Genomic DNA, 20,520 nt, shown 5'->3' with positions numbered 1-20,520 from the left:
GCGCGGGCGCGGACCACCGTGGTCGGCACTCGCCGCCCGATCGGCGCCGGCGACCCTGGAAGGGGTGGGTTCTCTCCGCGAGGATGAGGGCACGCCGGCCACGGACGGGAACCGGTGGCGGAAGGGGCGGGCGACCATGGAGGAACGGGTACGCAGCGGGGTGCGCTGGACCGCCACCCACGGGGCGATGCGGATGGCGATCCGCGCACGGGCCCGCGGGGGCAACGCGGACGCCCAGGTGCTGGTCGCCCCCGCCCTCCGCGCGGACCCGTACCCGCACTACGAACGGCTGCGGACGGCGGCCCCCTTCGCCGACGGCGCCCTGGCCCGCGTCAGCGTCCACCACGACGTGTGCACCGACGTGCTGCGCAGCGAGGACTTCGGCCAGATCGGCGGGTTCCGGACCGAGAGGCTGCCGGCGGTGTTGCGGCTGCTCCTCCGCCTGGCCGGCGCCCGGCCGGGGGTGAGCCCGATCGACCCGCCGTCGATGGTCGCCGTCGACCCACCCGAGCACAGCCGCTACCGGCGCCTCGTCAGCCGGGCGTTCAGCGCCCGGGCCGTCGCGGGGTTGCGCGAGCGCACCCACGAGATCGCCGAGGAGCTGCTCGACGGGCTCGAGGACGAGGCCGCAGCGCACGGCGGGCAGGTGGACCTCATCACCCGCTACGCCAGCCTCCTCCCGGTCACCGTCATCTCCGAGATGCTCGGCGTCCCGGTGCCGATGCGCGAGCAGTTCCTCGCCTGGGGCGACCGCGCCGCACCGGTCCTGGACATGGGCGTGGACTGGTCGACCCACCGCGAGGTCGAGCGCAGCATCGTCGAGCTCGACGCGTGGTGGCGGGAGCACCTGCAGTCGCTGCGCAGGAACCCGGGCACCGACATGCTGTCCAGCCTGGTCACCATGGTCGACGACGACGGTGGCGGCCTCACCGAGACGGAGCTGCGGGCCACCGCCGCTCTCGTCGTCGGCGCCGGCTTCGAAACCACCGTCAACCTCATCGGCAACGGGGCCGCCCTCCTCTTCGCCCATCCCGAGCAGCGCCGGCGGCTCGTCGAGGACCCGTCGCTGTGGCCGAACGCGGTCGACGAGGTGCTCCGCGTCGATCCCCCGGTGCAGCGGACCGGCCGTCGCGCCAGGACGCCCACCGCCGTCCACGGGGTCCCCGTCGCCGAGGGCGAGTGGCTGGTCCTCCTGCTGGCCGCCGCCAACCGGGATCCGCGCGTCTTCCCCGATCCGCACGTCTTCGACGTCACGCGCGCCAACGCCCGCGAGCACCTGGCCTTCGCCAGCGGCATCCACTTCTGCCTCGGCGCCGCACTCGCCCGGATGGAGGGCGAGGTCGCGCTGCGAGCACTGTTCGAGCGCTTCCCCGGCCTGACCCCTGCCGGCCCCGGGCGCCGCCGCCGCACGATCGTCCTGCGTGGCTACGAGTCACTTCCCGCGTTCGTGGGGTCCACGGCCCCGCGGCACGGGGACCAAGGCGCCGGCTGACGGGCTCCGGCCAGCAGCTGCCGGGGGTCCGGCCGGTCGGCTCCGCACGGTCACGGCCGGCGGGGCGTCGGCGCCCCGGTCCCTCACCCGGCACGGGCGCTCGCCAGCACGTCGCGGTAGCCGTGGAGGTACCACAGCGGGGCGTTGAGCAGCACCGCGGCGGGCGGAGATCCGGCTGCGTCCCAGACGTACCGCGCGAGGCCCTCGGGGTCGAGGCCATGGCACCACGAGCCCGTCGCGGCCGGCTCGTCGGCCGGGTCCACAGCGACCGCGAACTGCCCGTCCGCACGGCCGAGCGCGCACGCCGCCTCCAGAGCACGCCGGCAGGCCGACGGCTGCGGCCCTCTCGTCCACTCGGCTGCCGCCGGCCCCGGGTGGTGGTCCTGCACCGTTGGTACGGGCACCTGCTGTTCTCGTCCTGGGTCCATGTACTGACGAGGGCGGCCTGAGGCCGCTGATACTCCCCCGCGCGCCTGCGCGGGTCGGGGAGGCAGGGTCGTGGCCGGACAGGGCGGTCGCGGGCCGATCGCGGTCGGCAGCCCGGGCACAGGATCCGCGGTGACGACGGGGTGACGACGTCGTGACACCGCAGCCGACACCCTGGTGGAACGGACTCACCCGGGTCCGCGACGCCCGCAGGGCGGGATGGCCGTTCCGCCCTGATTCCACCCGGGGAGCAGGTCGACGAGGAGGACGGCATGTCCGCAGAGCACACGACCACCGCGGTCGCCCAGCTGGCCGAGGCCAACCTGTTCGACGTCTCCGCTTCGATCGGGGTGCACTACTCCCGCTCGAGCATCACCGGGTTGCCGCTGCTGTCCTACCGCGACACCGAGCTCGATCTGCACTTCTCCGGCGAGGAGATCAGCCGCGTGCAGACCCCCATCGGCGAACTGGTGACGGTCGTCCTGCAGGACGTCGTCGACGCGTTCACCCGGACCTTCACCCTGGTGGTCCCCGTCGTCCGGCTGCAGATGGGCGACGCGGTCGAGTTCTCCGCTCTCGGTGTCGAGACCACCGACGCGTCGGGGGCGTTCCTCCCTCCGCCAGGTCCGGCCGGCGTCCTCCAGACCCACCGGGTCCACCAGCTCTCGGGCACCGCCCAACTGGTCGCCTTCTGAGCCGACCCGGCGGCACCGACGGGGAGGCCCTGCTCCCGGGAGCGCGCATGCCCCCGGCTCGCCCGTCACGGCGACGGCCTCCTCACCGTGCCGGCGCACGACCCGCCGGCCTCGGGACGCCCGGGCGAGGGTCCCGGAGCACGCGGCGGACGGCGGCACGGGAGGCCAGCAGCGTCACCACCAGCGCCGTCACGGGTAGGAAGCCGCCCAGGCTGACCCGGGAGCCGAAGACCACGTCGACGACCTCGAGGACGGCGATCTTGCTGCCGATGAGGACCGACCACAGCAGCACGGCCGCCCCGATCCTCCGGGCAGGCGTCGGCGCCCGCACGAACAGGCCCACGGCCCTCTTCTTCACGGCGACGACGCCCTCGAGGACCACCTTCAGCAGGACGGCGGTGAGCAGCGAGACCGTGAAGCTCTCGCTGAGGACGCTGGGCAGGTACTGGACGAACAGGTTCAGGACGACGACGTAGACGAAGACGTCCACGACGGCGCCCGTCAGGCGATCCCATCGCACGCCTCGCCCCTCCTCCCCTGCCCGTGCACGCCGGTCCGGGTCGTCCGGTCAGTGGGCGCGGGAGTGCGGGTCCGGCGCGGGCCGTGCGCATCGTCCAGCCGTCGGGCACCGCCGCACCTCCCCCGCCCGGGATGAGGTGGCGGCGGCAGCCGGCCAGCACCATGACCAGCAGGGGGCGCGGACACCGGGACCGCGCGAACACCGGAAGGGGCCCGCGATGACCGGTTCGTCCACCCGCCGGACGGCGGACGGCAGCACGTCCAGGGGACCCGTGCGGCCGGCGTGGGTCCTCGCAGCCGTCCTCGCCCTCCTGACGGTGGTGTTCATCGCCCAGAACCGCGACCGGGTGTCCATCCACCTGTTCACCGCGACCGTCTCGGCGCCGCTGTGGCTGCTGCTGACGATCACCGTGCTGGTCGGCGCGGCCGTGGGCGCGCTGGTGCGCACCCGGCGCTGAGCGGGCCGACCGCCGGTCCCGGCGTCCGGCCGGGACCGGTGACCGGCCGCCGGTCGTGGACCGGCACGACCGGCGGTCAGCGTGCCGCGCGGTGCCGGACGTACAGCTGACGTCCGCCGTCCCGCGCCCACTGCGCGCGCACGCTCCGCCGCACGTCGTCCAGGAACCGGACCTGCACCACGACGCCGACCACGTACAGCACCCACCAGCCGGCGGAGTCCTCGATCCGCGACACCACGGCCGTGGAGTCCAGGTCGTCCGCGGTGAGCGCCCCGGTGAGCAGCATGACGCCGGCGACGATCGTGGCCGAGCCGGCGAGCGCGGTCAGGACGGTGAGCAGCAGCATCGGCAGCCGGCCCACCACCGCCAGCACGGCCAGGGCGAGCCCGGCCAGCACCCCTCCCAGGACGACGGCCCAGGACCAGCGGACGTCCAGGCCGACCATCAGGCTCGCCCCGAGCACGAAGCCGACCGCCGCCATCGCCAGCACCACGGACACCTCGTAGTAGGCGTAGGCCAGCAGCCCGAACACGGCGGCGACGGCGAGGCCCACCGACCAGGCCAGGGCGCCGCTGAGGAACCCGTCCCCGCTCCACCGTCCGACCAGGCCGGCGCCCAGCAGGAAGCCCGCGAAGGCGCCCCAGACGGGGATCACCAGCCGCATCGTCAGGTAGCCCCGGAAGCAGAAGAGACCCCCGACGGCGATCGCCAGCAGGCCCAGCAGCACGTCGCGCACGTCGCCCACCCCCTTCAGCCGCGCCCGGACCCGTGGCGGGTCACGGGGTGACGATCGCGAAGTCGGGGTCCGGGTCGTCCAGGGCAGCCATGAGCCGCCCCAGGGCAGCCGGGTCCCCGGCGATGCTGATGCCCGCTGCCGCGGAGCCCGCCGGGTCCGCGGCGCCGGTGGCCACCGCCGGCAGCGCCGCGGCCGGCAGGGAGACGACGGCGTCGGCGTCCGTGGTCTGCGCGGCCGTGGTGTGGCTGAGCACGCCGTTGCGCAGGGTCAGCCGGTACCGCACGCCGACGTCGGTCAGGTCGACGTCCAGCGTCACGTGCTCGTGCCAGCAGCGCGGTCCGTCCACCCGGACGGCGAGGGCGTCGAACAGCTGCTCGGGGGTCAGCTGGGCGAGCACGTCCGGGGACACCGGGGTGACGGGTGTGCCGAAGCCGCCGTGCCGGAGCTCGTGGGCACCGGAGAGGTAGGCGCAGCGCCAGGTGCCGTTCTCCGCGCCGTAGCCGAGCTGTTCGTAGGTGTCGGCGAGCAGCTGGCGGGCCGCGTCGTGGTCGGGCTGGGCGAACACGACGTGGTTGAGCACCTCGGCGACCCACCGGAGGTCCCCGGCGTCGAAGGACTCCCGGGCCCGGTCGACGACGGCGTCCGCACCGCCCATGAACGCCACGTACCGGCGGGCGGCCGCCTCCGGCGGGTGCGGCCACAGGTGGGAGGGGTTGCCGTCGTACCAGCCCATGTACCGCTGGTAGACGGCCTTGACGTTGTGGCTGACCGAGCCGTAGTAGCCGCGGGCGTGCCAGGCGTTCTCCAGTGCCGGCGGCAGCGCCAGGGTCTCGGCGATCTCCGCGCCGGTCAGGCCCTGGTTGAGCATGCGCACGGTCTGGTCGTGCAGGTAGGCGTAGAGGTCCCGTTGCAGGGCCAGGTAGCCCACCGACCGCTCGCGGCCCCAGGTGGGCCAGTGGTGGGAGGCGAAGACCAGCTCCAGCTCACCGCCGAACAGGTCGATCGCCTCGGTGAGGTAGCCGGCCCACGCGTGCGCGTCGCGTACCTGCGCGCCGCGGATGGTGAGGACGTTGTGCAGGACGTGCGTGGCGTTCTCCGCCGTGCACAGGGCGCGACGCTGCGGGAAGTACACGTGCATCTCGGCGGGGGCCTCGCTGCCCGGTGCCATCTGGAAGACCATGCGGACGCCGTCGACCGTCTCCTCCTGGCCGGTGGTCGTGACGTCCAGGGTCGGCGGGATCATGCCGAAGCTGCCGGTCGACGTCGTCTGCCCCAGCCCGGCCCCCACCTGACCCCGCGGCCCGCGGTCCAGCGCCGCCCCGTACATGTAGCCCGCCCGCCGGGCCATCGCCGTCCCCGCGTACACGTTCTCGCTGATCGCGTGCTCGGCGAACCCCTCCGGGGCCAGGACCGGCACCCGTCCGGCGTCGACGTCCGCCTGCGCCACCACCCCGCGGACGCCGCCGAAGTGGTCGGCGTGGCTGTGCGTGTAGAGCACCCCGGTCACCGGCCGCTCCCCACGGTGCCGCCGGTAGAGGCTCAGCGCCGCCGCGGCGGTCTCGGCCGAGATGAGCGGGTCGAGGACCAGGACGCCGCGGTCACCCTCGATGAAGGTCACGTTCGACAGGTCCAGCCCACGCACCTGGTAGATGCCCGGCGTCACCTCGAACAGCCCCTGGACGGCGTTGAGCGAGGACTGGCGCCACAGGCTCGGGTTCACCGTCTCGGGGGCGTCGCCGACCAGGAACGCGTAGGCGTCGTTGTCCCACACGACGCGGCCGTCCGCGTGCACGATCCCGGGTTCCAGCGCGGCGACGAAGCCGCGCCGTGCGTCCTCGAAGTCCTCCCCGTCGGCGAACGGCAACGAGGCCAGCAGCTGCCGGTGCTGCGCGGCCACCGCCTCGGTCGCCGGCTTCGCCGCTGCCGCCGGCTCCCCGCCGGCGGCCCGAGGGGACGCCGGGACGGCGTCGGTGCGGACGTCGGTCGAGCGCGTCTGGGTCACGTCTGCCTGCCCTGGGTCGTGAGCTCCGGTGCGGGGCGGCCGTCGGTCAGCGGCGGTCGCACCCCCGTCGACCGGACGACCGGCCCGCTCGTGGACGCGAGGCTCGTCCGCCCGGCCACGCGACGCATCACCCGCTCCGGATGAGGTGCCGGTGGCCCTCGGGCCCGAGCCTGGTCCGCAGCGCAGGGAGGAGACCGCATGCGGCGGACCGGCAGTTCTCGGGTGGCCGGCGAGGAGGGCAGGTTCCGGCTCACGGTCCGCGCCGGGATCGCCGTCGTCGACGTCGCAGCGGCCTGCCTCCCCTACGCCGTCGAGGCCGCGGCCGACGCGGTCAGGGCAGCTGGGCGGCGCCTGCGGGGAGCCGCTCGCTGACGGCCGGGCGCGGACCCCGGGACCCGGTGACGTCTGCGCCGCGGGGCCGCTCGCAGGGGCGCGCCGCCGTCACCGGACCCCTCGGGCAGCCCGGCGACCCGGACCGCGGCCGACGGGACAGCGTGTGGCTCCACCCCCCTCGGGTGACCACGGCCGGTGCGCCCGGCCCGACGGATGCGGGCCCATGGTCCCGCTGCGGCGGGGCCTGGTGACCCGTGGCAGGGCGGCGCCGGCCGACGATCATCGGATCACGGGGGGACGACGGTGATCGCCGTGGTCGTCCATCTCGTGCGAAGCGAGCGAGGCCTGATGATGAGTACCGCTGCTGGCGCGGAGCGAGCCCGGAGCCGGCCCGACGACCCCCTTCTCGTCGCGAAGCTCGTGTCGCCCCGGATCCGCACACCGGTCGTCGACCGGCCACGCCTGGTGGAGCTCGTCTCCCGCGGCGTGGACGGTCCGCTGACGGTGGTCAGTGGTGCAGCCGGCTCCGGGAAGACCCTCCTGGTGGCCTCCTGGTGCGCCACGGCCACGTCGCCCGGCCCCGTCGCCTGGCTCACGCTCGAGCCGGAGGACGACGCGCCCGGTGCCTTCTGGGCGTACGTCATCGCCGCTCTGCGGCGTGCCGGGGCCCGGCTCCCGGACGACGTGGGTGAGCCGTTCCTGGACAGCAGCGTCGCGCACCACCTCCTGGCCCGGGTGGCCGACAGCCTCGCGACCGGCGCCACTCCCGTCGTGCTCGTGCTCGACCAGTTCGAGGCGGTGACGAGCCGGCAGGTGCACCAGGAGCTGGACGTCCTCCTCCGCCACACCGCCGGGATGCTGCGGCTGGTCCTCCTCACCCGGGACGACGGGTCGCGCTGGCTGCACCGCTACGAGCTGCGCGGGGACCTGGTCAGGATCCGGAACGCGGATCTGGCGTTCACCGAGGAGGAGGCCGCCTGCCTGCTCCAGCAGCACGGCCTGCAGTTGCCGCCGGCGGCCCTGTCGGCGCTCACGGAGCAGACGTCGGGCTGGGCGGCGGGTCTCCGCCTCTGCGCCCTCAGCATGCAGCGACGCGGCGGGCCCGCCCCGTTCGAGGCGCCCCTTCCCGGCACCGACCCGACCGTGACCGGGTACCTGGTCGACGAGGTGCTCGAGGGCCAGCCTCCCGACGTCCGCGACTTCCTGGCACGCACGTGTGTGGTGGACCGGCTGTGCCCCGCGCTGGCCGACGCGCTGACCGGCCGGGCGGACGGCGAGGTCGTGCTGCGGCGCCTCCAGACGGCCAACGTCCTCACCACCGAGGTGGAGCAGGCTCCCGGCTGGTACCGCTACCACCCGTTGCTCCTCCACGTCCTGCGAGCTGAGCTCGGGCGTGCGCGGCCGGGGTCGGTCGACGAACTCCACCGGCGCGCGTCGGCCTGGTTCGAGCGCGAGGGCCTCCTCCTGGAAGCCGTCCGGCACGCGGCTGCGGCGTCGGACTGGCAGGCTGCGACGGCCGTCGTGGTCCGGCGCCTGGGCATCGGGCGCATCCTCGTGGGCCGGGAGACGAACCAGCTGGACGCTGCGCTGCTCGACCTCCCGGCGACCGTGGGCGGGTCGATGCCGGCCGTGATCCGCGCCGCGCGTGCCCTGACGGTCTTCGACCTGGAGGCCTGCCGCGAGCAGGTCGCCGCAGCCGAGGAGCGCGCGGAGGACGAGGCGGAGGCGGACCGGCCGCCCCTGCTCGCGTCGACCGCCGTCATCCGGGCCATCGTGGCGCGGATCGACGGGGACCTGCCGGCCGCCGAGTCGGCCCTCGCCGCGGGCGAGTCGCAGTTGTCCCGGACACCGGAGGCCGGGGCGCACCCGGAGATGCACGCCCTGCTGCTGTCGAGCGTCGGCACGGTCCAGCTGTGGGCCGGACGGTTCGACGAGGCCGAGCAGGTCCTCCGACGGGGACTGGCCGTGTCCGCCGGCCCCGGCTGCCAGTACCCCCGGCTGAACGTCCTCGGCCGGCTCGCCGTCCTGGAGTACGCACGCGGCGAGCTGGGCCGCGCCGCGGAGCTGGGGCGTGCGGAGGTCGCCCTCGCCGACGAGTCCGGCCTGCCGGTCGCCCGCCGCACGGGGGCGGGGCACCTGGCGCTCGCGCTGGTCGCCGTGGACCAGGGCGACCAGACGGCGGCCCGCCGGCACCTGGACGCCGCGGCCGCGAGCGTGGGAGCCCGTCAGGACCCCCTGGTCGCCGCCTGGGTACCGATGCTCCGGGCCCTCGTGCACGCCGATCACCGTGACGCCAGGCGGGCGCTCTCGTCCTTGGCCGCTGTCCCCGCCGCCGCAGGTGGCCGGTCCCTGCCACCGTGGCTCGCCGACCGGCTCGCGCTGACCTCGGCCCTGGTCCACACCGAGCGACGGGACGCTGCGGCTGCGGAGGCCGCGCTCGACGCGGTGACGCCGCCGAGTGCCCAGCAGGTCGTCGCCCGGGCCACGCTGGCCCTCGCCGGCGGTGATCGAGGCCGGGCAGCCGAGCTGCTGTCCCCTGTCCTGGCCGGCGAGCTGATCGACGACACCGGCAGCCAGGTCGAGGCCTGGCTGCTCGCCGCCCGGGTGCACCTGGCGAACCGGGCCCGGCCGCTGGCACGAGAGGCCCTGCGCCGCGCACTGTCGCTCGCCGAGCCCGAACGCCGTCGTCGGGTCTTCCTGCGCCCCGGTGGCCCGGGCAGGGGCCTGCTGTCCGCGTTCCCCGACCTGGTCGGCGCGAACGGCTGGCTCGGGCTGACCCCTCCGGTGGGGTCCGGCACTCCCGGACCGAGGGGAGCCGCGGTCGCCGGCCCGGTCGAGATGCCCGCCGAACCCCTGACCAACCGTGAGACGACCGTGCTCGTCCGCATGGCCCAGGCCATGTCAGCCGAGGACATCGCCCACGACCTGTTCCTGTCGATCAACACCGTCAAGACCCATCAGCGCGGCATCTACCGGAAGCTCGCCGTCTCCCGGCGCAACGACGCCGTGCGGAAGGCCAGGAGTCTGGGCCTCGTCTGAACGACGGCCCGTCCCGGGGCTGGTGCTCGACCTGCCGCCCGGGCGCCTCCTCCCGCGGTCGGGCCTCACCCGGCGCGGGTGAGCCGCCGGTGCCGGGCACCGCGCACCCTGCGTGGACGGGCCCGCGTCCAGTGGTCCCACGAGCGCGGGAGGCGTCGTGGAGTTCTCCGACCTGTTCTGGCTGTTCCTGATCTACATCCCACTGCTGCTGGTCTGGGGCTTCGCGATCTCCGACATCTTCCGGCGGGACGACATCTCCGGGTGGGCCAGAGCGCTGTGGGTCGTCGCGGTCATCCTGCTGCCGCTCGTCGGCACGCTCGTCTACCTGATCGTCCGGCCGGTGGGCGCGACGAAGCAGGAGCGGGCAGCCATGGACGAGGCCGGTCGCGAGTTCGTGGCCCGCTACTCCCCGGACAACCGGGCCGAGCAGCTGCGGGTCCTGGCCGACCTGCACACGAGGGGCTACCTGACCGACCCCGAGTTCGCGACCGAGAAGGCCCGCGTCACCGGCGGCTCCCCCGCCCCCTCGCCGCGCACCAGCGTCCCGGCCTGACCGCTGCGGGCGCGTGGGTCGCTCCACCGCGGACGCGGCACCGGCGGTCCACGTCGCCGCCGACGGTGAGCCGGGCGGTCCGGCAGCTGCCACCCGTTCCATCGTGCGGCCCTCCGCGACCAGCGGGTGCAGAGCGGGGACGGCCAGCCCACCGGCTCCCCTCCGCGGGCCCGAGCGCCGGGCCGGGAGGACGCCCCGGCCGACGGCTCACCCTCCTCGGGTGAGCCGGTCGGCCACCTGGCCCGCCAGGCTCGGCACGTCCGCAACACCAGAGAGGGATGGACCATGACCACGACCATGGAACGGCGGCGCACGGCTCTCGACATCGCCGTGGGCGTACTGCTCATCATCGCGGCGGTGATCCTGCTCGGGAACGTCGTCTTCGCCACGCTCGTCTCCGTGTTGCTCCTGGGCTGGACCGCCCTGGTCTCCGGCATCGTGATGGTCGTCGGCACGCTGGTGCGCCTCCGCTCCGGTGCCTCGTGGACGGTCGCCCTGGGCGGCGTCGTCCTCGCCGTCCTCGGCCTGTTCATCCTCCGGAACTCCGCCATCGGCGCGCTGACCCTGACGCTGATCGCGGGGTCGATGTTCCTCACCACCGGGCTGGTCCGCGTCTTCGCCGCGTCGGTCGTCCCCGAGGCGCGGGGCCTGCTGATCGTCAGCGGCCTGATCTCCGCCGGGCTCGGCCTGTGGGTGCTGCTGAACCTGACCACCGCCAGCCTGACCCTCCTGGGCACGCTGCTCGCGCTGCAGACGCTGGTGGAGGGCGTGACCCTGGTGGCCGTGGGCCGCGTCCGTCCGATGCCCGCCGGTCCGGACATGGGCAACGCCTCCCCCACGGACGGCTCGCACTCGATGGCCTGAGCACTGGTCGAGCCTGACGGTGGACGCGGCAGAACGGTGGACGCAGCCCCTCGGGCCCGGACGGTCGAGCACGTCCCCCTGCGCGAGAGCGATGTGGCCGGGAGGGCGAGGGCGATCCGGCCGGGAGGGCGAGAGCGACCCGGCCGGGAGGGCGAGAGCGACCCGGCCGGGAGGGCGAGAGCGACCCGGCCGGGAGGGCGAGAGCGACCCGGCCGGGAGGGCGAGAGCGACCCGGCCGGGAGGGCGAGAGCGAGGTGGCCGGGACGGCCTGGCGGGCGGGTGAGCCTCACCCCGTCCCGGTCCCGGCCGGCGGGGCCGGTGGGCGCCCGCCGGCTCGGCGCTCGCCCAGCCCCTGCCACAGGGCCCGGGCGGCGGTGGCGAGCACCAGCACGTTGAAGACCAGCTGCAGGCTCACCAGCGCCCGCGCCACCTGACCCGCCGCGTGGACGTCGCCGTACCCCACCGTCGTCAGGGTGGACAGCGCGAAGTACAGCGCATCGGTCCTCGTCCGGAGACCCACGAACTGCCCGCTGTGCCTCGTGGCGACGACGAAGTCGGCCAGGGCGAACACGAGGATGCCGCCGACCAACGCGACGAGCAGCCGGTCCAGCCGGCGGGCGGCGTCTGCGTCGCCCGCCTCCCGGACGACCTCCCGCACCACGAACCAGCCGGCGAGGCCGAGCGCTGCCGCGGTCGCACCCCCGCGCAGCAGGGTGTCCGCCTGCGCGGCGGCCTCTCCCACCGGCACCAGGTAGTAGGCCACCACCAGGAGACCGACGGTGAGGACGAGCCGCAGCCGGATCGCCGACCGGCTCCTTCCGGGGTGGTTGGACTCGCTCATCCGGCGCTCCCCTTCCGGGCGTCGTCCCGGCCGGGACGGCGGCCTCCCGCCGGGGCTGGATCCGGGCCACGACCGCGTGGGCGATCACCGGCGCGGGCCCATCGTGTGATGGTCGGGGAGAGCGCGCCAGTGGTCCTCGCGGGAGGACCGGCACGCGATCGCCGTCGACACCGCGCCCCCCGAGGGGCTGCCGCCGCGTGGAGGTCGCGCTCAGGCGGGCTCGACGACGACCTTCCCCGCGATGGGACCGGCGGCGGCCTCGGCGTGCAGCGCGGGGAGCTCGGTCAGCGCGATGTGGCGGGTGACCTCGACGTGCAGCTCCCCGCTGTCGACCAGGGACACCAGCTCGGTCAGGCGCTCGCGGTGGGGCAGCACGAACACCGTCGCTGCGGTGACGCCGCGGCCCTCGTCACCGGGGGTGGCCATGAACGCGGTGGTGCTGACGACCTTGCCCCCGTCGCGGACCACCGCCACGAGCGCGGCGAACTGGTCGGGGTCGATGGGCGCGAGGTTGACCAGCACGTCGACCTGCCCGTCGACCGCGGCCAGCACGTCGGTGGTGGTGTGGTCGATGACCTCGTCGGCCCCGGCCGCGCGGACCGCGTCGTTGCTGCGCGGGCTGGCGGTCGCCACGACGTGCACGCCGGCCCGCTTGGCCAGCGCGACGGCGTACTTGCCGACCACGCCCCCGGCGCCGTTGACCAGCACCCGCTGCCCAGCGGCCAGCTTGCCCTCGTCGAACAGCGCCTGCCAGGCCGTCAGCGCCACGGACGGCAGCGCCGCCGCGTCGGCCAGCGGGATCGTTGTGGGCGCCGGGACCAGGGCCTCGGCCGGGGCGACCACGTACTCCGCCGCGCCGCCGTCCCGCTCCATCGGCAGGAACCCGATCACCGCGTCCCCCACCTGCAGGCCGCCGTCCACGCCGTCCCCGAGCGCGTCGACCGTGCCGGAGACGTCGTACCCGGGCACGTGCGGCAGCACGACCGGGATCGGCAGGAAGCCGCCGCGCATGCCGGCGTCCGCGGCGCTGAACGCCGAGGCCGCCACCCGCAGCCGCACCTCACCGGCACCGGGGGTGGGCTGGTCGACGTCTTCGTACCGCAGGACCTCGGGACCACCGACCTCGTGGAAACGCACTGCCTTCATCGCTGGACCTGCTCTCTGGGGTGTGCCGTGGGGAACGGCTCCCAACCTCGCAGGTCCCGCGCCGGTCATCCTGGGCCGGACTGGCCCACCTTGACGACCGCCGGTCCGTCGGTTGCACCGACCACCTCCGCCAGCCGGGTCGCGTCGCGGGAACCCGGCGCCGCGGTCAGCATCACCGCCGCCAGGTCGTCACCGGGGATCGCGATCAGGTTCCCGGCCAGCGTGACGGAGTCCCCGTCGGACTGGGTGAACCTCGCGCTGCTCTCGTAGACCTCCACCGGACGCGGTGCCCGCCACAGCGTGTCGAACCGCCGGCTCCGGGACCGCATCTCGTCCACCATGCCGGCGAGCGCGGCATCGGCGGGGTAGCGCAGCAGCGCGGCTCTCAGCTGGGCCACCTGGATCGTCTCGTGCGTGGTCGCGTCGGCCCTGGACTGCTGGAAGGCCGCGAATGGGTGGCAGAAGATGCGCCAGGCCACGTTCCAGTCCCACCGCTCCCCGGTGAGGTCCCAGTGCTCCAGGGCCAGGAGCCCGCTGTTGACCGCGACGACGTTCATCGCCGCATCGGTGACGATCATCGGGGTGTCCGGGAACCGTTCCAGCAGTCGCGTCGCACCCGGCCCGACGTCGGTCGGCACCTGCCCGTCCGCGGCGGCGTACCCGGCGAGCGCGGAGAGCCGCTCGTAGTCCGCGCGGCTCACCCGCAGGGCCCGGGCGATGGCCCGCACCACACCGGCCGAGGGGTGGCTCCGCCCCTGTTCCAGCCGGCGGACGTAGTCCGCGGACGTCCCGGCGAGCTCACCGAGCTCCTCCCGCCGCAACCCGGGCACCCGCCGGCCGCCCGCCGGCAGGCCGACCGCCACGGGGTCGGTGCCCTCCCGCAGGTGGCGCACCGCGGCGCCGAACTCCTGACCTGTCACGGCCCGAGTGTGCCCGGACAGGCGCTGTTCGTCGCCGTCAGGCGAATGAGGTGAGCACCTCCTCCACGCGGCGCGCAGTCGTCTCCGGCGTCCGTGCGCCGGCCCCGTCGCCGAGCACCTCGCCGAGTGGGACCGCCATCTCGGCGCCGCCCGGCTCCGGTGAACCGCCATCGCGCGACGGCGATGTCCGCCACGGGCCGCCCGGTGGGTCTACGGTCCGCCCATGGCCACCCAGCGTGCGCTGCTGCTGATCGCCGACATCGGCGGCTACACGGAGTACATGCAGTACCACCGCAGCATGCTGGGGCACGCCGAGGCGGCCACCAAGCGGCTGCTCGACAAGGTCGTCGACGCCGCGCGGGGGTTCGACCTGATCGAGATCGAGGGTGACGCGGCCTTCCTGGCCCGGGACGCCGACGGGCTGGACGGAGCTGCGACGCTGACCGCCCTCACGCGTACCGCCGTCGCCATGCACAGCTCCTTCCACGCGCAGCGCCGGCTGATCGAGCTCAACATGTGCCCCTGCGGGAGCTGCACGCGGACCAGCGCGCTGAAGCTGAAGTTCGTCGCGCACGTCGGCGACGTCGCCACCCAGACGATCCGGCGCCGGAAGAAGCTGGTCGGCATGGACGTGATCTACGTCCACCGCCTGCTCAAGAACCCGGTCACGGTGCCGGAGTACCTCCTCGTCACCGACGACCTCTACGCCAACGGCGGCCCGGCCTCCGCCGAGCTGGTCGCCCACGAGATCGCGCAGGACCTCGAGGGCATCGGGCCGGTGCGCAGCTTCTACATCGACGTCGAGGACATCGCCGCACCCCTCGCGGACCTGCCGGCCCCGTCGCTGCTGCTGCGCCTCGGTGCCACCTTCGACATGGTGGGCCGGGGGCTCCCCCACGTCCTGCCCCGCCGCCGGGTGCGGTCGCTGGCGTCAGCCACCTGAGATCCGCTCGCCGAGCAGCGAGGCGTCCGGAGAGACGGCGTCCGATCCGGCGCCGGTGCGGTGACGTGGCTGTTAGCGTCCGCGCCGTGGCGGGCTCCTACCGCGACGCCTGGGCATCGGTGACCCGCAACCGGAACCTCCGGCTCGCGCAGTTGTCGTCGCTGTCGGCCTGGACGGGCGAGTTCCTGTTCCTGTCGGCGATGACGGTGTACGCGTTCGACCAGGACGGCGCGGCCGGTGTGGGCCTGGTCGGGTTCCTGCGCGTGCTGCCGGCGACGGTCGCGCTCCCGTGGTTGGGGGTGCTGGCCGACCGCGTCTCGCGCCGGCAGCTGCTCGTCGTCGCCTGCGCGCTCCGGGCGGGCACCGCGGCGGGGGCGGCGGTCGCCGTCGCCCAGCCGGTCGCGGTCTACGCCCTGCTGACCCTGTCGACGGTCTGCCACGCGGCCTACCGGCCGGTGCTCGCGGCGCTGTTCCCCATGCTGTGCACCGCCCCGGACGAGCTCACCGGGGTGAACGCGATCCGGGCCATCCTGGACGGTGCGGCCGCGCTCATCGGCCCCCTCGCCGCGGCTGCGCTGCTCGTGGCGTACGACCCGGCGGCCGCGTTCGCGGCGGTGGCGTTGCTGGCCGGTGCGGCCGGGGTCCTCGCTGCCCGGTTGCGCTACGAGTCGCCGCGCGCTGCCGCCGCCGAGCAGCCCCCTCGCACCGGGGTGGTCGACGACGTGGTCGACGGCCTGCGGGAGCTCCGTCGCCGGCCCCGCGCGCTGGAGGTGATCGTGCTGGGCGGCGCGCAGTGCGTGGTGCGCGGCGCGCTGACCGTGCTGGCCGTGGTGGTGGCCGTGGAGGTCACCGACCTGGGCCGCCCCGGGGTCGGGGTCCTCTGGGCGGCGTTCGGGGTCGGCGGCCTGGCAGCGGCGCTGGCGTCGATCGGCGCGGCCGGGAGCGCCCGCCTCGGCACCCTCTTCGGTGCCGGGGTCGCGCTGTGGGGCCTGCCGATCGTCCTCATCGGCCTGGTGACGGGCGACGCCGTCGCGGTCGGCGCCTTCGTCGTCATCGGTGCCGCCAACGCACTCGTCGACGTCACCGGGTTCACCCTGCTGCAGCGACTCGTCCCCGACCAGACGCTCGCGCGGGTCCTGGCCCTGACCGAGGCGGTGTTCTCGCTGGCGCTGGCCCTCGGCTCCCTGGCGGTCCCGTTCCTCCTCGCCGCGCTGGGCGACACGGGCGCCCTGATCGCCACCGGAGCCGTCCTGCCGCTGGCGGTCGCCGCACGCTGGGCCGCGCTGCGGGCGATCGATGCCGACATCGGCGTCCGGCGGGACCGGATCGTGCTGCTGCGCCGGGTCGGCATGCTCCGCCTGCTGCCCGTCCCGGCCATCGAGAGCCTGGCGATGCGCCTGGGCCGCACCCGCGTCCCGGCGGGGACCGACGTGTTCCGCAAGGGCGATCCCGGCGACGGGTTCTACGTCATCGAGTCCGGCCAGGTGGCCGTCCTCGACGACGGGTACGAGATCCGCCGGCTGGGGCCCGGAGCGGCGTTCGGCGAGATCGCCCTGCTCCAGGCGGTGCCGCGGACGGCGACCGTCCACGCCCTCGAGGACACCGAGCTCGCCACGCTCAGCGGGCCCCAGTTCGTCTCGGCGGTCACCGGCTCCACCGCCACCGCCTCGACCGCCGAGCAGCTCGTCAGCGGCTACCTCACGGAGGACCGGCAACGGCAGGCGGGACCGCCGAGACCCGAACCCGAGCGCGAGGGGCCGCACTGACGCCCCGTCGCGGTCGGGGACGCCGCGGCCCTCAGGCGCTGCCCTGCGCCGCCAGCACCCGGGCGGCCTCACGCTCGGCCTCGGTGTTGGCCACGCCCGCCCGGGAGCCGGCGAGCTTGGCGCGGATGTGCTCCCCCACGGTGATCGGCGGGTACGGCGACCCGTCGCCCACGCAGGTCGGCAGGGTCTCGATGACGGCGTCGACGTTGCCGTCGTGGAAGAACGCCGCGCTGCGCCGCCGCTGGATGCTGCCGTCCACGATCGGCGGCTTGACCCGGTGCAGGGTCGACATCCAGCGCTCGTTGGTCCACCGCGCCATCAGGTCGCCCAGGTTGATCAGCAGCGCGCCGTCGGCGGGCTGGACGTCGTGCCAGCCCCCGTCGCGCCCGAGCACCTGCAGGCCGGCGACCTGGTCGGCCCACAGCACGGTGACGATGCCGTAGTCGGTGTGCTCCCCCATGCCGGTCAGGTCGCCGTCGAGCTCCAGCGCGCCGGGCTCGAGGGCGTAGTTGTTCATCCGCAGCACGTCGAGGCTGTGGTCGGTGTACTGCTCGAAGAAGCCGGCAGGCAGGCCGAGCGCGTCGGCGAACACCGACGTCAGGGTCCGGGCCACGCGGGAGGCCTCGGCGGAGTAGGCCGAGACGGCGCTGCGGAACGACGGGGCCTCGGCCGGCCAGACGTTCTCCGGGTAGTCGGCCGCGGGCAGGTCGAGGCCGGGGAAGTCCGACACCGCGGCCCCGACGTTGAAGGCCTCGAAGAAGTCGTGCATCCGGTTGGACGGCGCGAGCCCGAGGCTGAGGCTGAGCGACTCCGTCTTCGGTGGTGCGTAGCCCCGGTTGACCTCCGGCGGCGTGCGGTACTGCTTCTTCACCTCCAGCGGGAGGAGGAAGAACTCGTCGAGGGCGGCGGCGAACGCGTCGGTGACGGCGGTCGGGACGCCGTGGCCGAGCACCTGGACGAAGCCCACGGTGCGGGCTGCCTCGTCGAAGGCCGCCGCCGTGGCGGCGCGCTCCTGCGGGGTGCCGGCGCCGACGTAGGAGGAGATGTCGACGGTCGGGACGTGGAACGCGCTGGTCATGCTCGGTCCTCCATGAGGGGTGGGGGTGCGTCGGGGGTGGTGGCCACGACGGCATCGACCCGCGCGCGCAGGCCGGCCTTGTCCGTCTCGTCGAGCCAGCAGGCCTCGACGGCGTTGCGGGTGAACGCGGCCAGCTGGTCGCGGCGGTAGCCGAGCGCGTGCGCGAGCACGCGGTAGTCGTGCGTCGGGTCGGTGCCGAACATGGGTGGGTCGTCGCTGTCGACGGTCACGCAGAGCCCGGCGTCGACCATCTCCGCGATCCGGCGGTGGCTGCCGTCCCCGCTCCCGGAGTAGCGACCGATGTCGGAGCTGACCGGCGTGCAGGTGAACGGCACCCGCTCGGCCACGCACCGCGCGGTGAGGACCGGGTCGTCCACCACGTGGTAGCCGTGGTCGACCCGGCTGCAGCCGAGCTGGTCGAGCAGGACCTCGATGTGCTGCGGCGGGCCGGACTCCGAGTGCGCCGTCCGCTGCAGGCCGTGCCGCGCCGCCAGCCGGTAGGCCTCGACGAACCGGCCCGGCGGCCCGGCGACCTCGGCGTAGTCGAGCCCGATGCCGAGCACCTCGTCGGCGCGGTGCTCCACCACCTGCTCGACCAGCTCGACGGCGGCGACGCCGCTGCGCTCCCGGCAGAGACCGACGACGAAGGCGGCCCGGACACCGGTGTCGGCCTCCGCGTCCCGGGCCCCGGCGAGGACGCCCTCCACGATCCGGGGGTAGGGCACCCCGGGGTGGCCGGGCGGGCTCAGGTGCACCTCCCGGTAGAGCACCCCGTGGTCGGCGCCACCGGCGGTCAGGGACTCGTAGGCGACCCGGTGGAAGTCGTCGACGTCGCGGATCAGCGAGCCGACCACGTCCAGCACGCGGAGGAACTCGGCGAGGTCGGCGTAGCTGTGGTGGTCGTACAGCTCCTCCGCCGACCGGCCGAGCGCGATGCCGTGCTTCCGGGCCAGGTCGAGCACGGTCTGCGGCGCGACGCTGCCGATGAGGTGGCAGTGCAGGCTGACCTTCGGCAGCGCGGTGACCATCGCGTCGATGGCCGGGTCGGCGGGCACGGGGGTGGAGTGCACCCCGGTCGCCAGGCTCACCGTCGGACCGCCGCGCGCCCGAACCGGCTGAGCACCGCCGTCTCGAGCAGCTGGGCGACGAGGTAGAGCAGCAGCGCGGTCAGGGTGATGGCCACGACCAGCGCCCAGACGCGGGTGTTCTGCGACCGGTTGGCGGCGGACACGACGGCGTACCCGATGCCCTTCCCGGTCGCCAGCCACTCCGCGAGCAGCGCGCCGGTCAGCGCACCGGGCACCGCGATCCGCACGGAGGCGAACAGCGCGGGCAGCGCGGAGGGGAAGCCCACCTTGAGCAGCACGGTCGACGGTGACCCGCCGTAGACGAGCACCAGGTCCCGCATCTGCGGGGTGACCGAGCGCAGGCCGGCCACGATGTTCACCAGGGCCGGGAAGAGGACGACGATCGCGCTCATGAGCGCGACGACGGCGTACCCGCGGCCGACGAGCAGGATCAGGATGGGCGCCAGCGCGATGAGCGGGACGGTCTGCAGCACCACCGCGACCGGCATCACCGCCCCCTCCAGCAGCCGGTACCGCACGACGACCGCCGCCAGCACGATCGCGGTCAGCATGCCGGCGGCGAACCCGACGGCGGCGTCGACCAGCGTCTGCTGGAGCAGGCCCCAGATCTCCGCGCGCAGCTCCGCGGAGTCGGCGTCCCCGAACAGGCTGGTCCACACCTCCGCCGGGGTCTTGCCCACGTAGGGCGAGACGTCCCAGACCCGCAGCGCGGCGATCCAGAGGAGCACCACCACGCCGAGCACCAGCACGGTGGTGGCGACCTGACGGAGCGCGGACCGCAGCAGCGAGCCGGTCGCGCCGGGGACCCGGTCGGTGCCGGGCAGCACCGTGCTCACGAGGTCGCTCCCCTCGACCACGGCGTGACCACCCGGCCGACCAGACCCAGGACGGCGTAGACCGTCCCGGCCACCAGCGCGCAGCCGATCCCCACCGCCCACGCCTGCTCGACGTCGACGTTCTGCTGGGCGATCTTGAGGACCAGCGCGACGCCCCGCTGCACCCCGCCGACGTACTCGCCGAGGATCGCGCCGAGGAAGGCCGCCGGCGCGCCGATCCGCATGGCGGCGAGGATCGAGGGCAGGGCCGAGATCAGCTGCACCTTCTGCAGCTGCCGGACCCGGCCGCCGCCGAAGACCCGCACCACGTCGAGGCTGGCCCGGTCGGCGGAGCGGAGCCCGAGCACGGTGCCGACGACGGTGGTGAAGAAGACCGCGAGGGCGGCGAGGGCGGTGGCGGTGCCCGAGCGCGCACCCTCGTCCGGGTTGCCGATGACGATGAACAGCACCGGTGCGATGGCGACCAGGGGCACGCAGTAGCTCATCACCGCCACCTGCATCAGGACCGGCTCGGCGACGGGGAGCAGCAGCACCAGCGAGGCGACGACGAGCCCGGCCAGGGTGCCGTAGAGGAAGCCGACCGAGGCCTCCTGGATCGTCATCCCGAAGTGCAGCGACCAGAACCCCCATCCGGCGTCGACGGCGGTGCCGAGCACGCCGTCCGGGGTCGGCACCCGGGCGCCGGACAGCACGGTGAGGGCGGCCAGCCACCACACGGCGACCAGCGCGAGGATGCCGGCCGCCCCGGTGCCCAGCGAGCGGGTCGACGCACGCGAGAGGTGCAC

Annotated in this window: 19 protein-coding genes; 9 read left to right on the top strand and 10 right to left on the bottom strand. The window is 74.7% G+C overall.

Going from position 1 to position 20,520, the window contains the following annotated elements:
• The first annotated feature begins 136 nt into the window (after positions 1–136).
• Positions 137–1,492 carry a cytochrome P450 gene (locus tag FB380_RS17380; protein ID WP_166756610.1) on the top strand — a complete coding sequence of 452 codons (1,356 nt, stop codon included), beginning with the start codon at positions 137–139 and terminating at the stop codon, positions 1,490–1,492.
• Between the two features lie 698 nt (positions 1,493–2,190).
• Positions 2,191–2,613, top strand: coding sequence for a hypothetical protein (locus FB380_RS17375; RefSeq protein ID WP_166756609.1), 423 nt, complete (start codon positions 2,191–2,193; stop codon positions 2,611–2,613).
• Between the two features lie 82 nt (positions 2,614–2,695).
• Here FB380_RS17375 and FB380_RS17370 read toward each other — a convergent pair whose 3' ends face one another.
• Complete coding sequence (locus FB380_RS17370) at positions 2,696–3,133, bottom strand: hypothetical protein (RefSeq protein WP_166756608.1); 438 nt, start codon at positions 3,131–3,133, stop codon at positions 2,696–2,698.
• Between the two features lie 217 nt (positions 3,134–3,350).
• On the opposite strand from FB380_RS17370, the gene FB380_RS17365 reads away from it, so the two are divergent.
• The gene (locus tag FB380_RS17365) at positions 3,351–3,590 is read left to right on the top strand and encodes a lipopolysaccharide assembly protein LapA domain-containing protein (RefSeq protein ID WP_166756607.1); all 240 of its coding nucleotides are present in this window, start codon (positions 3,351–3,353) and stop codon (positions 3,588–3,590) included.
• 76 nt (positions 3,591–3,666) lie between these two features.
• Here the strand turns inward: FB380_RS17365 and FB380_RS17360 are convergent, their stop codons facing one another.
• Positions 3,667–4,326 carry a TM7S3/TM198-like domain-containing protein gene (locus tag FB380_RS17360; protein WP_166756606.1) on the bottom strand — a complete coding sequence of 220 codons (660 nt, stop codon included), beginning with the start codon at positions 4,324–4,326 and terminating at the stop codon, positions 3,667–3,669.
• 40 nt (positions 4,327–4,366) lie between these two features.
• A complete protein-coding gene (locus tag FB380_RS17355; protein WP_229682232.1) occupies positions 4,367–6,328 on the bottom strand; it encodes an alkyl/aryl-sulfatase in 1,962 nt (653 codons plus the stop codon).
• A 198-nt stretch (positions 6,329–6,526) separates the two neighbouring features.
• On the opposite strand from FB380_RS17355, the gene FB380_RS17350 reads away from it, so the two are divergent.
• The 4 genes from FB380_RS17350 to FB380_RS17335 all read left to right on the top strand — a co-directional run bounded on the left by FB380_RS17350 (position 6,527) and on the right by FB380_RS17335 (position 11,117).
• A complete protein-coding gene (locus FB380_RS17350; RefSeq protein WP_166756605.1) occupies positions 6,527–6,700 on the top strand; it encodes a hypothetical protein in 174 nt (57 codons plus the stop codon).
• Positions 6,701–7,126: 426 nt separating this feature from the next.
• Positions 7,127–9,700, top strand: coding sequence for a winged helix-turn-helix domain-containing protein (locus FB380_RS17345; protein ID WP_166756604.1), 2,574 nt, complete (start codon positions 7,127–7,129; stop codon positions 9,698–9,700).
• Positions 9,701–9,857: 157 nt separating this feature from the next.
• Positions 9,858–10,253, top strand: coding sequence for a PLDc N-terminal domain-containing protein (locus tag FB380_RS17340; protein WP_166756603.1), 396 nt, complete (start codon positions 9,858–9,860; stop codon positions 10,251–10,253).
• Positions 10,254–10,538: 285 nt separating this feature from the next.
• Entirely contained in the window at positions 10,539–11,117 is a 579-nt protein-coding gene (locus FB380_RS17335; RefSeq protein ID WP_166756602.1) for an HdeD family acid-resistance protein, read from the top strand.
• A gap of 286 nt (positions 11,118–11,403) precedes the next feature.
• Here FB380_RS17335 and FB380_RS17330 read toward each other — a convergent pair whose 3' ends face one another.
• From FB380_RS17330 to FB380_RS17320, 3 genes are all read right to left on the bottom strand, one after another.
• Positions 11,404–11,958 (bottom strand): potassium channel family protein, encoded by a 555-nt coding sequence (locus tag FB380_RS17330; protein ID WP_166756601.1) that lies wholly within the window; start codon positions 11,956–11,958, stop codon positions 11,404–11,406.
• Between the two features lie 210 nt (positions 11,959–12,168).
• Entirely contained in the window at positions 12,169–13,104 is a 936-nt protein-coding gene (locus FB380_RS17325; RefSeq protein WP_166756600.1) for an NADP-dependent oxidoreductase, read from the bottom strand.
• Positions 13,105–13,169: 65 nt separating this feature from the next.
• Positions 13,170–14,024 (bottom strand): helix-turn-helix domain-containing protein, encoded by an 855-nt coding sequence (locus tag FB380_RS17320; protein WP_166756599.1) that lies wholly within the window; start codon positions 14,022–14,024, stop codon positions 13,170–13,172.
• 223 nt (positions 14,025–14,247) lie between these two features.
• Here FB380_RS17320 and FB380_RS17315 point away from each other — a divergent pair, with 223 nt between their 5' ends.
• Positions 14,248–14,967, top strand: coding sequence for a DUF2652 domain-containing protein (locus FB380_RS17315; protein WP_166756598.1), 720 nt, complete (start codon positions 14,248–14,250; stop codon positions 14,965–14,967).
• An 86-nt stretch (positions 14,968–15,053) separates the two neighbouring features.
• A complete protein-coding gene (locus FB380_RS17310; RefSeq protein WP_166756597.1) occupies positions 15,054–16,733 on the top strand; it encodes a cyclic nucleotide-binding domain-containing protein in 1,680 nt (559 codons plus the stop codon).
• 31 nt (positions 16,734–16,764) lie between these two features.
• Here FB380_RS17310 and FB380_RS17305 read toward each other — a convergent pair whose 3' ends face one another.
• The 4 genes from FB380_RS17305 to FB380_RS17290 are packed head-to-tail and all read right to left on the bottom strand — an operon-like array spanning position 16,765 to position 20,520.
• Positions 16,765–17,811, bottom strand: coding sequence for an isopenicillin N synthase family dioxygenase (locus tag FB380_RS17305; protein ID WP_166756596.1), 1,047 nt, complete (start codon positions 17,809–17,811; stop codon positions 16,765–16,767).
• Positions 17,808–18,899, bottom strand: a complete 1,092-nt coding sequence (gene add / locus FB380_RS17300) for an adenosine deaminase (RefSeq protein WP_208383668.1) — start codon at positions 18,897–18,899, stop codon at positions 17,808–17,810. Before add ends, FB380_RS17305 begins: the two co-directional genes overlap by 4 nt.
• Complete coding sequence (locus FB380_RS17295) at positions 18,896–19,735, bottom strand: ABC transporter permease (protein WP_208383667.1); 840 nt, start codon at positions 19,733–19,735, stop codon at positions 18,896–18,898. Before FB380_RS17295 ends, add begins: the two co-directional genes overlap by 4 nt.
• Entirely contained in the window at positions 19,732–20,520 is a 789-nt protein-coding gene (locus tag FB380_RS17290; protein ID WP_208383666.1) for an ABC transporter permease, read from the bottom strand. Before FB380_RS17290 ends, FB380_RS17295 begins: the two co-directional genes overlap by 4 nt.

This window comes from Modestobacter marinus (assembly GCF_011758655.1).
Lineage (GTDB): Bacteria > Actinomycetota > Actinomycetes > Mycobacteriales > Geodermatophilaceae > Modestobacter > Modestobacter marinus.
Note: the sequence above shows the minus strand (reverse complement) of the source record. Positions and strands in the feature narration are given on the sequence as shown.